Consider the following 14,733-nt stretch of genomic DNA (forward strand, 5'->3'; position numbering starts at 1 on the left):
GCCGCCGTCCCCGCGACGCCGACCCCGAATCCGACGCCCGCCCCGATCAGGCCGCCGCCGACGCCGCCGATGAACGCGGCGGGCACACCCGCGACGGCCGCGCCGATCAGCGCACCCCCGGCGATGTTGCCCGCACGATGCGAGTCGATGCCGACGCCCTGCGACGCCGCAGCCACCTGGGCTTCGAAATCGGCGATGCCGTGATTCACTCCGGCCAACATGTCGCCGGGCACTTCCTGGGGAACGGGTGCGCTGAACTCACCGACGCGCAAGGTGTGCGGCGCGGGCTCGGGCAGCTGCGGCTCCGGTTGGACCTCCGGCTCGACCGGCGCGCTCTGCGGAACCGGCCGCGGTTCCGGGGTCGCGGGTTCGACGTACTGGAGTCCGGGGTCGGCCGCCGGTTCCTGCACCTTGACGGGCTCCGACGGGCCCGGCTCGGCCGGCCGGACCGGCTCGGTGGTGACGCCGGGCTGGCGGGGCGTCTCCGGGGTCACCACGGGCACCGGCTGCTCGGGCTGGGTGATGCCGGGCGTCGCTGGCGTGCCGACCGGATCCGCCGTCGCCGTGCCCGCGCAGACCACGGCTAGCACGATCGGCACCGCTCCCACCATGGGCCGGACGGCATTACGTGCCCCGGAGTTGGTTACCCGACGATGCCGACCTGCCACGGCAAACACTCCCACTGCGTAGGTGAAACACATTCGGAGAACTGGACGTTTATCGCTGCCACGACGAACGCCGTTCCCGGCCAGTAAGTTACAGCACAATAGCCCCGGCGGGCACATCGTGGAAGACAAGCGGTGATCCGTCACAGCGCAACGAGACGAAAGCTCAGCTCGCCGTCGTGCCGGTGTGTTCGACCGCCCAGAGAATCTCGGGCAACGGACCTTCGATCGCCGCGCTGGGCCCGCCCCCACCTAGGTGGTGATCCGCTCCACCCCTGGGGGACCGACCTCAGCACTCGGGGGCCTGCTACCGGCGGCCGATCCGGCGGACAGTTGGGGAAGCCACCATAAGCGAACCGGAGCACGCCATGTCGAACGTCAGCAGCATCGCCACCTCGGCGCGACGACGTGTCACGGTCCGGACCCGGGACGGTGTGGAACTCGCCGTCCGCGAATACGGACCGCGCGACGCGGACCTCACCATCGTGCTGTTGCACGGACACTGCCTGCACACCGAGTCCTGGACTTTCGTCCGAGACGCGCTGTTGCGCCGCTACGAGTGCGCGAGGGTGGTCTGCTACGACCACCGCGGCCACGGCGACTCGGCTGCGGCGTCGCGCCGGACCTACAACCTCGACCAGCTCGGCGAGGACCTGCGTGACGTTCTCGACGCGGTCGCCCCCACCGGACCGGTCGTCCTGGCGGGCCACTCGATGGGCGGCATGACCGCGCTGACCTACGCGGCGCGGTACCCGCATCAGATCGGCACGCGTGTTATCGGCGTCGCGCTGATCGCGACCGCCGCGGCCGGGATCGCCGACACCGGCTTCGGCCGCCTGCTGCGCAATCCGGCCCTCTCGATGTTCCAGGCCGCGGTCCGCCACGCTCCCGGCGTGATGCACCAAGCGAAGCTCATGGCGAGCAAGGTCTTCGCGCCGCTCATCCGCACAGCCGAATTCGGCGATCGCAAGGTCAGCCCCGCGGTTCTCGCCCTCGCGAACGCGATGCACAACCAGACGCCGATAGTGACCATGGCGAGCTTCCTGAGCGCCTTCGCCGCCTTCGACCGGACCGAGGCGCTCGCCGTGCTGTCGCGGATCCCCACCTTGGTGCTGTGCGGGACGGCCGACCTGCTGACACCGCCGTCGCACTCCGTCGCGATGGCCGCCGCCGTCGAGTACTCGGATCTGGTGCTGCTCGACGGCGCGGGCCACTCCGTGATCCTCGAACAACCCCGGCAAGTCGCCGACGCCATCGGCCGCCTGCTCACCCGCACGGGAGAGACGTGCCGGAGCGAAGGCGCGCAGCTCGAACTGGTCGCGTAGTCGGCCGTCCCGGTTACGGCAGAACCCGGCAGCCGACGCCCGGATCGCTTCCGGAGCCGACCGCGCGGCGCGGCGCTCGAGTGATCAGTCGCGCAGGGCGTCGAAGGCGTCGAGAAGTTCCTCGGCGGCGAGCGCCGCGGTGAGCGTGCCCTCGCGCACCTGCTTTTCCACCTGTCCGCGAATGGCTTTCACATTCGGATTGTCGGCGAGCCTGCGCAGCAGCTGGTCGTGCACCATCGTCCAGGTCCAGTCGACCTGCTGACGGCGGCGCTTCTCGTCGAACTCGCCTGCGTCGGTGAGCACCCGGCGGTGCTGGAGCACCGTATCCCAGAACTTGTCCAGGCCGACGCCTTGCAAACCGCTCATGGTGAGCACCGGCGGACGCCACAGCGCGTCGTGCGGGTGGATGAGGCGCAGCGCACCGGCCAGCTCGCGCGCGGCGGCCTTGGCCTCCACCTCGTGCTTGCCGTCGGCCTTGTTCACCGCCACCAGATCGGCGAGCTCGAGCACGCCTTTCTTGATGCCCTGCAACTGATCTCCGGTACGAGCCAGGGTCAGGAAGCAGAACACGTCGACCATGTTCGCCACCGTCACCTCGGACTGGCCGACGCCGACGGTCTCCACCAGGATCACGTCGTAGCCCGCCGCCTCCAGCAGCACGATGGTCTCGCGGGTCGCCTTGGCGACGCCGCCCAGCGTGCCCGCCGTCGGCGAGGGACGGATGTAGGCGTTGCGCTCGACCGAGAGTCGCGCCATGCGCGTCTTGTCGCCGAGGATGGAGCCGCCGGTGCGGGTAGAGGACGGGTCGACGGCGAGCACCGCCACCCGATGTCCCTTGCCGATCAGATACATGCCGAGCGCGTCGATGAACGTCGACTTGCCGACGCCGGGCACGCCGGTGATGCCGACCCGATTCGACAGGACCGCGCCCGCGGAACCCTGCGCCTCGGGGGTCAGCTTCAGCAGCAGCCGCTGGGCAAGGGCACGGTGATCGGCCCTCGTCGACTCGACCAGGGTGATGGCCCGCGCCAAGGCGGCCCGCTCGTTGTTGCGGACCGCCGTGGCGAGTGCGTCGACGTCGATGGTGCGGCGCGCCGCTCCCCCGCGCGGTGGAGCGGAGTCTCCTTCGCTCATTCCGCGGCGCCGCCGCCGATCTCGTGACCGAGTTCGGCCGCGAGCTTCTTCAACAGATCGATCGCCGCGTCGGCGATGACGGTGCCGGGCGGGAAGATCGCGGCGGCGCCCGCCTGGTAGAGCTCGTCGAAGTCACCGGGCGGAATGACGCCGCCGACGATGACCATGATGTCGGGTCGCCCGACATCGGCCAGCGCCTGCCGCAGGGCGGGCACCAGCGTGAGGTGGCCTGCCGCCAGCGAGGACACTCCGACGACGTGCACGTCGTTGTCGGCCGCCTGCTGAGCCACCTCTTCGGGGGTCTGGAACAGCGGGCCCACGTCGACGTCGAAGCCGAGGTCGGCGAATGCGGTGGCGATCACCTTCTGCCCTCGGTCGTGCCCGTCCTGACCCATCTTGGCGACGAGGATGCGCGGCCGCCGTCCTTCGGCCTCGGCGAATTCCTCGACGAGTTCGCTCGCCGTGGTGATGTTGGTGACCTTCCCTGCCTCGTCGCGGTAGACGCCGGAGAGCGTGCGGATCTCGGCCTGGTGGCGGCCGTACACCTTCTCCAGCGCGTCGGAGATCTCGCCGACGGTGGCCTTGGCGCGCGCCGCGTCGATGGCGAGCGCGAGCAGGTTGTTCGCCATGCCGCCCTCGGAAGACGCCGCGGCCCTGGTCAACTCGCTCAGCGCCCGCTCGACGGCGGCCGGGTCGCGGTCGGCGCGCAGCTGCCGCAGCTTCTCGATCTGCTCGGCGCGCACCCGCGAGTTCTCGACCTTGAGGACCTCGACCTCGTGGTCCTCCTCCACCTGGTACTTGTTGACGCCGATCACCGGCTGCTGGCCGGTGTCGATGCGCGCCTGGGTCCGCGCGGCGGCCTCCTCGATGCGCAGCTTCGGGATGCCCTCCGAAATCGCCTGCGCCATACCGCCGTGCGCCTCCACCTCAGCGATGTGCGCGCGGGCGCGGTTGGCCAGCTGGTGGGTCAGCCATTCGACGTAGTAGGAGCCGCCCCACGGGTCGATCGGCCGGGTGGTATTGGACTCCTGCTGGATCAACAGCTGGGTGTTGCGGGCGATGCGCGCGGAGAAGTCCGTGGGCAGCGCCAGCGCCTCGTCGAGCGCGTTGGTGTGCAGCGACTGGGTGTGGCCCTGGGTCGCGGCCATCGCCTCGATGCAGGTGCGCGCCACGTTGTTGTAGGCGTCCTGCGCGGTCAGCGACCAGCCGGAAGTCTGCGAATGGGTGCGCAGCGACAGCGATTTCGCGCTCTTCGGCTCGAACTTCGCGACCAGCTCGCTCCAGAGCAGCCGTCCCGCACGGAGTTTGGCGACCTCCATGAAGAAGTTCATGCCAATGGCCCAGAAGAACGACAGCCGCGGAGCGAACTCGTCGACCTCCATGCCCGCCTCGATGCCGGCGCGGATGTACTCGACGCCGTCGGCGAGGGTGTAGGCCAGCTCCAGATCGGCCGTGGCTCCGGCCTCCTGGATGTGGTAGCCGGAGATGGAGATCGAGTTGAACTTCGGCATCTTCGCGCTGGTGTAGGCGAAGATGTCGGAGATGATCCGCATCGAGGGCTTGGGCGGATAGATGTAGGTGTTGCGGACCATGAACTCCTTCAGAATGTCGTTCTGAATGGTTCCGGCCAGCTGCTCGGGCGCGACGCCCTGCTCCTCCGCGGCGACGACGTAGAGCGCCAGGATCGGCAGCACCGCGCCGTTCATCGTCATCGACACACTCACCTGGTCCAGGGGAATGTGGTCGAAGAGCTGGCGCATGTCGAGGATGGAGTCGATGGCGACGCCCGCCATGCCGACATCGCCCTGCACGCGCGGGTGATCGGAGTCGTAACCGCGGTGGGTCGCGAGGTCGAACGCCACCGAAAGGCCCTTCTGACCGGCCTGCAGATTGCGGCGGTAGAAGGCGTTGGAGTCGGCGGCGGTGGAGAAGCCCGCGTACTGGCGGATGGTCCACGGCTGATTGACGTACATGGTCGGGTACGGACCGCGCAGGAACGGCGCGACACCAGGCACGCTGTCGAGCGGGTAGCCCTCCGCCGCGACGGCGTCCCGATCGGCCTTGGTGAACACCGGCGGCACGTCGATGCCCTCCGGGGTCGACCACACCACTTGCTCAGGGGTGTAGTTGTTGGCCGCCGCCGCGTCCTGCACGTAGGCCTCGACCTGGGCGGCGTCGACCGCGGCAGGTTCTGGCGCGTGCTCGTCGAGCGGCACCTCGGCGAAATTGCCGATCACGTGCTTGATCTCACGCGTAGTCATCAGGCTCCCACCTTCTCCAGCAGGCCGGACAGCGCCGCCACCGCATCGATCTTCGCGGCGAGGAATCCGTCAGGGCGCTGCCTGCCGCTCAGCTCGGCGACGGCCTTCGCCGAGCCCGCCAGCAGCACAGTTGTCACACCGGCGGCGCGCAGCGCGTCGACCGCCGCGCCCGCCTCCGCGCCGTAGCGCGCGTCCGAACCGCAGAGCACCGCGATCGGAGCGTCGGCTTCCGTTGCGGCGGAGGCGATTCCAGCCACATCCAGCGGCCCGGGGTTGATCGACTCGATGCCGCCGGAGGCCAGCAGGTTCGCGATGAAGGTGACCCGCACGTTGTGCTCGGCCACCGTGCCGAGCGGCACCAGCAACGCCTTCGGCCGGGTTCCGTTGGCCGCCAGGTACACGTCGGACCGGTCGCGCAGCGCTTCGAAGGCCGCGCCGTAGCGGGCGACCCGGCCCGGCGTGCGGGCCGCCGCCGAGAGCGGCTGCTCGGCCAGGTTCGGGAATTCGTTGACGCCGGTCACCGCGGTCTTGCGGTGCGCGACATCGGAATCGCGCGCGGCCTTGGTCGCGGCGACGCGTTCGGCGAGCAGACCCGAGTCCAGCGCGGCGACGTAGCCGCCCGCGGCCTCCAGCTCCTGCATGAATTCCCAGGCCTTCGCGGCCAATCCGGCGGTGAGGTCCTCGACGTACCAGGAACCGGCGCCGGGATCCTGGACGTGGCCCAGGTGCGACTCCTCCAGCAGCAGCAGCTGGGTGTTGCGCGCCATGCGGTCCGCGAAGGACTTGGACACGCCGAGTTCGCCGGCGGGCAGCGCGGAGTCGAAGGGCAGCACGGTCACGGTGTCCGCGCCGCCGACGCCCGCGCCGAACGCGGCGAGCGTGGTGCGCAGCATGTTCACCCAGGGATCGCGCTGGCTCATCATGGCCGCGGAGGTCACCGCGTGCTGCGGTGCGCCGCCGAAGCCGGGCGCGCCGCACGCGTGCGCGACGCGGGCCCAGAGCTTGCGCGCGGCACGGAATTTCGCGATCGTCGCGAACTGGTCGTCGGTGGCGGCGAACCGGAACTCCAGCTGGCCGAGCGCGTCCGCGATGTCCTGGCCCTCGGTGAGCGCGCGCAGGTACTCGAGGCCCGCGGCCACCGCGGCGCCGAGTTCCTGCGCGTCGGAGGCGCCCGCGTCGTGGAAGACGGTGCCGTCCACGGTGATCGCGCGCATGGTCTCCGGTCGTGCGATGGCCTCGGCGGCCAGCGCGACGGTCTCCGCGAGATCCGCGTCGGCGATGTCGGCGAAGCGGCTGGTCAGCGGCGCCGCGCCGAGCGAGACGCTGATATCGGCCCGCTGCGGCGCCTCGTACCCGTCCAGCGCGGTGAAAAGCGCTGCGGCCGCGGCCGATACCTGCGCGCCCGCGTCCAGGGACAGCGGCGCGAGTTCGAAGAGCAGGCCGTCCAGCGCGGCGGGCAGCTCGGCGACGGGGACGCCCCGCTCGCCGATACCGAGCCAGATCGCGCTGATGCCGTTCTCCAGTCCGGCCAGGATCTCCCGCTTGGCGGCGGCGCCCTCGCCCGCGCCGACGAAGGCGCTGACGTACCAGCCGCGGTGCACGTCGCGGGTGGCGTCGCGGCCGCGCACGAAGGGGAAGGCGCCGGGCAGCGGCAGTTCGGGCCGCTCGTCGCGCCGGGTGTACAGCGGCGCGACGGTCAGCCCGTCGTAGGTGGTCTGCTCGAGCAACTGCTCCGGCTCGTCCGGCAACTCGGCGACCTCGACCCGGCGCGCCTTGGCGAGCACACCCGCGACGCCCTTACGCCAGGCGCCATACTGGGGAACCGGATCCGCGGCATCGGGTAGCTCCGCGAGCTCCGCGCCCGGAGACGGATCTGAAGCAATCGGCATAGCTGCTTTTCCTCTTCCACTCGACCACGGGGCGCACCCGAGGGTTGCGCCCGAACCGTCGCATTCGCCCAGCTCAGCGAGCACTTCGGTTAACGAGCATTCGTCCCGTTTCCCTTGATGCTAGCGGCAGCGGCAGCATCGGTTGACCCTGGCCGCCACTACCAACCGGTAACCTGTCGCGGGTGTCCAGGCTGTTCCGTAACCCGCGTATCCTCGCCTCGCTCGCCGGTGTAGGTGCGCTGTTCGTCGCGGCGTTGCTGGTCCCGCTACCCGGTCCGACGCAGATCCAGCAGTGGGCAGCCTCGGTCGGTCCGTGGTTCCCGTTGCTGTTCTTCGGGGTCTACTCGATTCTCGCAGTGGCGCCGCTGCCGCGCACGGTGCTGACCGTCAGTTGCGGTGTGCTTTTCGGAGCATTGCTCGGCACCGCGGTCGCGCTCTCGGCCACGGTGGCCGCCGCCGCGTTGGCGCTCGTCTTGGTGCGCGTGCTCGACCGCAACAGGGTGGCGTCCCGGCTCACTCATCCCACCGTCCGCGCCATCGACGAAAGACTGGAGCGGCGCGGCTGGCTGGCCGTCGGCTCGCTGCGGCTGATCTCCTTCGCGCCGTTCTCGGTGGTCAACTATTGCTGCGGGCTCTCCTCGATCCGCTTCTGGCCGTACCTCGCCGCCACCTTCGTCGGCTCGGCTCCCGGCACCATCGCCACCGTCGTGCTGGCCGACGCGCTGACCGGCGGCCCCGACCCCGCCATGCTGGCGGTCTCTGGCGTGTGCCTGGCGATCGGTCTGCTCGGCTTGGTCCTCGACGCCCGCTGGCGGCCCGCGAGTCCGGCCACCATGCTGTTTTCCCCGGACCAGCCGCTCGCCGAGGCAATCACCCGCGACTGATCCCCGGCGGTTCAGTCGACGGTCAGTTCGCTGGGCACGGCGATCACGTCGACCATCGCCCCGTTGCGCAACACGGTGACCGGCGTCGGCCTGCCGATGGCGTCGGCGAACAGCTGGCGCTGGATGCCCTGGGCGTCGCGGACTTCGGACCGCCCGACGCTGAGCACCAGGTCTCCGCGGCGCAGCCCGGCGGTCTCGGCGGGCGCGCCGCGCACCACCTCGACGATGCGAACCCCCGCCCGCTGTCCGGATCGCTCGGCCACCTCGGACGGCAACGGAGCGGGAACGCCGACCAATCCGAGATAGGCGCGGCGCACGCGACCGTCGGAACGCAGGGTGGCGATGATGCGCCGGGTGGTGGCGTTGATCGGAATGGCAAGTCCCAGACCGATCCCCGCGACGGCGGTGTTGATGCCGACCACCCGGCCCGCCGAATCCGACAGTGCGCCACCGGAATTGCCGGGATTCAGCGCGGCGTCGGTCTGGATGACGTCCTCGATCACCCGTCCGGCGCGCCGCGAGGCCACCGGCACCGCTCGCCCGAGCGCGCTGACCACGCCCGCGGTGACCGAACCCGCCAAACCCAACGGGCTGCCCACCGCGACGACCAGCTGACCGACCACCAGCTTGTCCGCGTCGCCGAGCACCGCCGCGCCGGGCCCGCCGCCACGCCCGCGCAGCACGGCCAGGTCCGAGAGCGGGTCGATGCCGACCACGTCGAACCGGGATTCGACGCCGTCCGCGAACACCACCTCCCCGTGCGCGGCCGCGCCGATGACGTGGGCGTTGGTGAGCAGGAATCCGTCGTCGGTGAACACGACGGCCGAACCGCTACCCCGCCGGGTCCGCAGGCTCGCCACGTGTGGGGTGACCGATTCGGCCACCGCGATCACCGTTCGCGAGTACGCGTCCATCGCATCGTCCACACCGACCACCCTCTCGCCATCGAAACCAGGCACCTCCAAGGATGCCCCTCGGCCCCCGCGCCGCGCACCGTCTTCGTCGTCGCCGCGAAAACCGCCGGGCACGGCTGCCGAAGTTTCAGTCGCTGAAGCGAATTCCCCCCGTCTTGGAAAGTCACATGACGCGTTCTTCGTCGGCGCGGCGCGTCAAGTCTCCTGAACGTGTCAAGCCCTCCGACGTCGCGGCCGCGTGCCATCGGCGCCGCGTTCGGCGATCGGGCCGCTTCGACGGACGAATTCCAGCGCAATCGCCTGTTCACCGATACCACCGATCCCGATCTAACAAACGGCGAAATGGCCGCGCAGGTGGCGTCGAGTCAGTTTTCGCCCGGGAAACCGAGGTGAATTCAGGATGTTACGGCGTTCATGCCGAAGAACGCGGGGTACCGCCACCATGAAGCAGCGGCGAATCACGATCATCGATCCGCCGTCGACCGGGTCCGTTAAACTCCCCCGTGTGGCGGAATGTGTCCATCGAGCCGAATCCCGCACACATCGCTCATCTGCTTCACCGACGATTCCGAACAAGGAGTGCGAAGTGGATTATGCCGGAACATCCGAGGATCGGATAATACGCGCGCGTTGCCTCGTCGTACCGCCCGATTCGACGGGCGTGCCGCGCGAGGTGATCAGAACGGTGGACGCCAACGATCCGCGCGGTCCGTTGATTCGCACCGTGGAAGTGGGCGTCTGCGGGACCGACATCCAAATCGTCGCGGGGACGGAAGGACAGCTTCCCGCGTCGGCGGACGAAATGGTGCTCGGCCACGAAGTCCTCGGACGGGTGGTGCATAGTTCGACGCCCGGGATCGAAACCGGTCAGTTGGTCACTTGCGTGGTCCGCGATCCGGACCCGGTGCCGTGCGGCCAATGCCGCCGCGGCAGGCCCGACCTGTGCAGCAACGGCTCGTGGAAAGAGCGCGGCATCCGAGAACTCGATGGCTTCATGGCGGAGTACTGGCACGCGCCCGCGGACAAATTGGTTCCCGTTCCGGAAGAGCTGATTCACCTCGGCGTGCTGATCGAGCCCGCATCCATCGTGGTCAAGGCGCTGGACACGCTGCGAACGATGGACGAGCGGCTGGGCATGTCGGATCCGTCCGGCCATACGCTGGTGATCGGCTGCGGCATCATCGGCCTGCTCACCACCGCGTTCCTGCGGTTCGCCGGGCACAAGGTGACCGTGGTGGATCCCGCGCCGCCGGGTTCGCTCGCGGCCCATGCGGCGACCTCGTTCGGCGCGGAATATCAATCTCATCAACTGGTGCCAGGCGACATGATGACCGAGCAGATGATCGCGGCCCACCGCAGCATCATCGACGCGGCGGGCGTGGCGTTCCTGCCGCGTCTGCTGGCGACCCACGGCGCGGAGAACGCGTCCTGCTGCATCGTCGGCCTGCCGAGCGGGCAGCATGCCGAGGTGGACGGCGGCGCGCTGCTCGGCACCATGGTCAAGCGAAACCAGGTGCTGTTCGGCGTCGTCAATTCCTCGCGGGTGCATTTCGAGGGCGCGATCGAACTCCTGCGCGAGGTCGACGCCGCCTGGCCGGGCGTGATCGGCTCGACGACGACGCGCATTCCCTTCCATCGTTTCCGGGAAGCGTTTCTTCCGCACGCGCGGGCGGGGGCGAAAGAAATTCTCGTCTTCGAATGACCGTCCGCGGAATAGATATAGCGGCGGCCGGGGACCGCCGCTATATCTCTTCGTACCCGATTATTCGAATATTGCTGTACTCGAGCCCGTCCAATTCGCAGTGCACGATCACCAGAAAATCCTTCTTGCCGTGGATGAGATTCCAGACATCGGTGCCGCGCGCCACCCGCTCCAGCAATGCGATGGTGGCGATCAGCGTGCCGAACGCCCAAACGCCGAACAGCGCGACGCACCGTTTCCCGGACGGCGTGCGGCTGACCGCGATGAAACCGTAGTCCTCCAGCAGCGAGCCGTTCTCGTCCGCGGTCACGTCGTAACTGATCGAACCGTAGGACGCCACGTGCTCGGGATAGCGAATCTGGAACTTGGGAAAGCACCGCTTGAGCAGATTCCCGGTCAACCGGTTGACGCTCGGGCCGCCGATGAGAATCGTCAGCCCGTGGGTGTCTTGGTAGGCGTCCTGGGTGCTGATGCTGATCCGATTCCGTTTTCCGAGTCCGCGCCAGGCCAGCACGGCCTCGGCGATGGCGCCGCCCTCCGCCATGGGCATCACCCGGACATTCGGCGGCATCTCCGCCTTCTGATCGGTGCCGTAGATCGACAGCCAGCCCGCGTGAAAATCGGGGATCACTATCTGAATGTCCTGCCCCTCGGCCAGCACATTCAGGTGACCGGATTTACGCCGGACTCGCGTCGCGTCGTAGAACCGCGTCACCCCGAACGTGGTGGCCGCGACGATCAGTCCCGACACGATACTGAGTAGCCAGGTAACCATCGAGCGTCGAATCCTGTCTTCGAGAGATAGTCAAAGGCCGTCCGATCACTCTGCGAGCGGTACTCGTCACGGGCTCGGTAGCGAAGAGGGCCGCCATTCGGATCGTGCCAGTTCCGGCTTGCGGTGTCCCGGAATTCGCGGACTCGCGCCGAAGCCGTCCGTGCCCCAAACGAATCCACTATGGTGCGGCGGGCTCCGCCGGACCGCCGTGCCCGGCCCCGTCGCGGCGCCGCGGCGGCAATTCGGTCAGCCACGCGTCGAGAAAACACAGCGCCCACAGGATCCCGCTTTTGTCGTCGAGCCCGCATTCGTGCGAATCGATCAGTGCCCGAACGTATTTCGTCCCCAGCAGATCGGCGGCCACCGTTCCGTGCGGTAACGAGTCGTGCAGGCGGGCGCGCAGCGGGCCGCGGAACCACTCGGCGAACGGGATCCAGAACTTGTGCTTCCGGCGCTTCAGAATGCGATCGGGCAGGTGCGCCGCGATACCCGCCCGCAGCATCGCCTTGCCGTCGAGGGCCCGATAGCGCTGATCGGCGGGCATTCCCGCGACGAACGCCAGCACGCGCGGATCCGCGAACGGCAACACGCTGGTGATCCCGACACCACCGAACGTGTGATGGTCTTTGCGATACACGCCCTCGGTCAACCAGGTCTTCCACTGGCCGAACAGCAAGCGGTCCAGCGCGGTGTGCGCGCGATGCTCCTCGTACAGGTCGGCCAGGATGCCGACCGCGAGGTCCGCACCGACGCCGAGCGCGTCGTACATCAGTGCGCGGTCGTCCGGACCGCCCAGCCCGATCCGCCCAAGGTAGTACCGCGCCAAGTCCGCCGATGCCGCGGGAAGGTCGACGAGGTGGATGTCGTCGTTCGGTGACATCGGGAATCCCATCGCTTCGTCGCCGCCTTCGCCGGTGACGATGTGCGAGCACCCAAGCCGGGCGGCGCGCTCGGCGATCGCTTGCGTGGCGACGATCGCTTGGTCGGCGTTCGGACTGTCGAAGGCGCGCACCATGTCCGGCAGACTCTCGACGATCTCGGGCCCGACCGGCACCACGACGTGGTCGAGACCGAACCGTTCCGCGACCAGCGCGGCGTATTCGGTCTCGTCGTACCCGGCCTCGCGGAAGGAGGCGGTGAAAGCCGGTGGTCTGCGGTCCAATCGGGTGGCGAGCACGGTCGCGTTGGTGCTGGTGTCGATACCGCCGCTCAGCATCATGCCGACGCGCTCGGCGGGCGCGATGCGGCGGGCGAGCGAATCGGTGAGCAGGTCGAGCACCTCGGCCGCCAGTTCCTCGGGTGCGACCGGGTCACCCGTCCTCGGCTCCGCCGGTCGCGGATACGAGGCGTGACGACGCACCTGGCAGCCGCCGCCCCGCCGCGTCACCACGGCACCCGGGAGCAGTCGCCGCACCCCGTCGAAGATCGAATACGGCGCGGGGACATATTGAAACGTCAGATACAGGGCGAGCCCTTCGCGCGATACCGCGCCGGTCCCGACGTCGTAGGGCCGCGACCCGAACGCGAACGACGAGCCCGCGTCGCGATAGCACGCGTGGCCGAATCCGCCTGGGTCGCCCACCAGATGCGTCTGCCCGCGCGAACGATCGTGCACGACGGCGACATAATGCCCCTCCCGCGCGGCGATGGCGGACATTCCCCGCTCGCGATAGAGCGCGAGCAGCTCCGCCGCACCACCGCCGGAGCAGAGCCAACCGTCGAGAACACAGATCGCGTCGCCGGCCTCCGCGACGGTGTAGTTCCCGCCGTCGGCCGAGAGCACGATGTCGTCCACCACGCGCCACCAGCCGCCGTAACCGCCGCCCTCGGCGCGCGGCCGGACCAGAATCCCCATGGCGACATCCCTTCTACTTCGCGTCGACGTCCTGTTCCGCCGCGTCGGCGCCGCTGCCGCCGCCCGCACGTCCGACCCCTCGGTAGCGCAGCCCCGCCGCCTCGACATCGGACCGTACGAGGGCGTTCTTGGCGTCCACGACAAGGCAATCCGGCCGTGCCAGTTGCGCCAGCGCGGTCCAGTCGATGGCGAGAACCTCGGGGAACTCGGTCAGCACGAGGACGACAGAGGCGTCGAGCACGGCCTCCTTGAGCCCCGCCGTACGCCGAACGCCGGGGAACAGGCCGGCGAAGATCTTTTGGCTCAGTACCGGATCCCAGACCCGGACGTCGGCGGCGATCGCCGCGAGCCCGGGCACCACCGTCCGGCTCGGCGCCGCACGCATGTCGTCGCTGCCCGGTTCGTAGAGCAATCCGAGGACGGCGACCTCGGGCGGCGGTGCGCCCGTCGCCGTTTCGTGCGCGACGATCTCGATCGGGAACCGCAATTGGCGGTCGTTCACCTCGGCCACCGATTCGAGCATCGTCATCGGCCGTCCGTGACGACGGGCGAATCGGGCCAGCGCGGTAACGTCCTTGCCGAGACAGGAATCGCCGTAACCGATGCCGGGACGCCAGAATCCCTGCCCCATACGAGGATCCAGCGCCACGCCGCCGAGCACGGCGTCCACGTCGATGCCGTGCTCGCCGCAGAAATTCGCGATCTCGTTCGCGAAGCTGATCTTGGTGGCCAGGAAGGCGTTGCTGGCGTACTTCACCGCCTCGGCCTCGGTCGGGCCGACCACCACCCGCGGCGCGGTCTTGTCGTGGTACAGCGCGCCGAGCAGCGGCAGCAGCTCGTGGTTCCACAGCCCGAGCACGATGCGGTCCGGAGCCTGCCAATCGGCAAGGGCGCGACCCTGATTCAGGAATTCAGGATTGTGCGTGTACACGCGCCGGAGCGCGGGAAACCGGGCCGCCCATCCCTCGCTGGTCCCCGGCGGGATCGTGCTTTTCACCACGACGAGTTCCGGCAGCGATCCGGCCGTAAGCAGCTCGGCGAGCACGGACCGCACGTTTGCGAGGTCGACGGCGCCGGTCGCGTCGAGCGGCGCGGATACGGCGATGATCACCGCGTCGACGGGAACGTCGAGCGTCCGCCGGAACGTCACCGCGGTGGTGAGCAGCGCCTCCGCGACGTCCGGCTCGTGAAACGGGCAGCACCGCTGGCGCAGCAGTGCGACGCGGTGCTCGTCGTGATCGATGCCCAGTACGTCGTGTCCTGACTTTGCGAGTCCGAGCGCAGCCGTCAGCCCGACATACCCCATGCCGATCACTGCCACCTGCATCG

The 14,733-nt window shown here is 69.2% G+C and carries 10 protein-coding genes and 1 pseudogene; 3 read left to right on the plus strand and 8 right to left on the minus strand.

Annotated features, from left to right (window positions below):
- Positions 1-599 (minus strand): annotated as a pseudogene (locus tag NX1_RS26610) (hypothetical protein); the annotation flags it as partial.
- A gap of 434 nt (positions 600-1,033) precedes the next feature.
- Here NX1_RS26610 and NX1_RS26615 point away from each other — a divergent pair.
- A complete protein-coding gene (locus tag NX1_RS26615) occupies positions 1,034-1,990 on the plus strand; it encodes an alpha/beta fold hydrolase (protein WP_068064801.1) in 957 nt (318 codons plus the stop codon).
- Between the two features lie 84 nt (positions 1,991-2,074).
- Here the strand turns inward: NX1_RS26615 and meaB are convergent, their stop codons facing one another.
- From meaB to NX1_RS26630, 3 genes are read right to left on the minus strand one after another with little or no spacing between them, the layout of a single operon-like run.
- Complete coding sequence (gene meaB, locus NX1_RS26620) at positions 2,075-3,124, minus strand: methylmalonyl Co-A mutase-associated GTPase MeaB (protein WP_068064804.1); 1,050 nt, start codon at positions 3,122-3,124, stop codon at positions 2,075-2,077.
- Complete coding sequence (gene scpA / locus NX1_RS26625; RefSeq protein ID WP_068064807.1) at positions 3,121-5,385, minus strand: methylmalonyl-CoA mutase; 2,265 nt, start codon at positions 5,383-5,385, stop codon at positions 3,121-3,123. Before scpA ends, meaB begins: the two co-directional genes overlap by 4 nt.
- Positions 5,385-7,274 (minus strand): methylmalonyl-CoA mutase family protein, encoded by a 1,890-nt coding sequence (locus tag NX1_RS26630; RefSeq protein ID WP_084501783.1) that lies wholly within the window; start codon positions 7,272-7,274, stop codon positions 5,385-5,387. Before NX1_RS26630 ends, scpA begins: the two co-directional genes overlap by 1 nt.
- A 182-nt stretch (positions 7,275-7,456) precedes the next feature.
- Between NX1_RS26630 and NX1_RS26635 the strand changes: the two genes are divergently transcribed.
- Entirely contained in the window at positions 7,457-8,158 is a 702-nt protein-coding gene (locus NX1_RS26635) for a TVP38/TMEM64 family protein (protein ID WP_174555527.1), read from the plus strand.
- Positions 8,159-8,169: 11 nt separating this feature from the next.
- On the opposite strand, the gene NX1_RS26640 is transcribed toward NX1_RS26635, so the two are convergent.
- A complete protein-coding gene (locus tag NX1_RS26640) occupies positions 8,170-9,072 on the minus strand; it encodes a S1C family serine protease (RefSeq protein WP_174555529.1) in 903 nt (300 codons plus the stop codon).
- A 586-nt stretch (positions 9,073-9,658) separates the two neighbouring features.
- Here NX1_RS26640 and NX1_RS26645 point away from each other — a divergent pair.
- Positions 9,659-10,774 (plus strand): alcohol dehydrogenase catalytic domain-containing protein, encoded by a 1,116-nt coding sequence (locus tag NX1_RS26645; RefSeq protein ID WP_169812290.1) that lies wholly within the window; start codon positions 9,659-9,661, stop codon positions 10,772-10,774.
- Positions 10,775-10,814: 40 nt separating this feature from the next.
- On the opposite strand, the gene NX1_RS26650 is transcribed toward NX1_RS26645, so the two are convergent.
- From NX1_RS26650 to NX1_RS26660, 3 genes are all read right to left on the minus strand, one after another.
- On the minus strand, positions 10,815-11,549 hold the full coding sequence (locus tag NX1_RS26650) for a hypothetical protein (protein WP_157120088.1): 735 nt from the start codon (positions 11,547-11,549) through the stop codon (positions 10,815-10,817).
- A 178-nt stretch (positions 11,550-11,727) separates the two neighbouring features.
- On the minus strand, positions 11,728-13,404 hold the full coding sequence (locus NX1_RS26655) for an asparagine synthetase B family protein (RefSeq protein WP_068064816.1): 1,677 nt from the start codon (positions 13,402-13,404) through the stop codon (positions 11,728-11,730).
- A gap of 13 nt (positions 13,405-13,417) precedes the next feature.
- Positions 13,418-14,731, minus strand: a complete 1,314-nt coding sequence (locus tag NX1_RS26660) for a nucleotide sugar dehydrogenase (RefSeq protein WP_068064819.1) — start codon at positions 14,729-14,731, stop codon at positions 13,418-13,420.
- Positions 14,732-14,733 lie beyond the last annotated feature (2 nt).

The organism is Nocardia xishanensis NBRC 101358, from assembly GCF_001613365.1.
Lineage (GTDB): Bacteria > Actinomycetota > Actinomycetes > Mycobacteriales > Mycobacteriaceae > Nocardia > Nocardia xishanensis.

What these genes read in the sequence shown, in the direction of transcription:
- NX1_RS26615 (WP_068064801.1), top strand. Translation starts at nt 1,034, where the DNA reads ATGTCGAACGTCAGCAGCATCGCCACCTCGGCGCGACGACGTGTCACG.
- meaB (WP_068064804.1), bottom strand. Translation starts at nt 3,124, where the DNA reads ATGAGCGAAGGAGACTCCGCTCCACCGCGCGGGGGAGCGGCGCGCCGC.
- scpA (WP_068064807.1), bottom strand. Translation starts at nt 5,385, where the DNA reads ATGACTACGCGTGAGATCAAGCACGTGATCGGCAATTTCGCCGAGGTG.
- NX1_RS26630 (WP_084501783.1), bottom strand. Translation starts at nt 7,274, where the DNA reads ATGCCGATTGCTTCAGATCCGTCTCCGGGCGCGGAGCTCGCGGAGCTA.
- NX1_RS26640 (WP_174555529.1), bottom strand. Translation starts at nt 9,072, where the DNA reads ATGGACGCGTACTCGCGAACGGTGATCGCGGTGGCCGAATCGGTCACC.
- NX1_RS26650 (WP_157120088.1), bottom strand. Translation starts at nt 11,549, where the DNA reads ATGGTTACCTGGCTACTCAGTATCGTGTCGGGACTGATCGTCGCGGCC.
- NX1_RS26655 (WP_068064816.1), bottom strand. Translation starts at nt 13,404, where the DNA reads ATGGGGATTCTGGTCCGGCCGCGCGCCGAGGGCGGCGGTTACGGCGGC.
- NX1_RS26660 (WP_068064819.1), bottom strand. Translation starts at nt 14,731, where the DNA reads ATGCAGGTGGCAGTGATCGGCATGGGGTATGTCGGGCTGACGGCTGCG.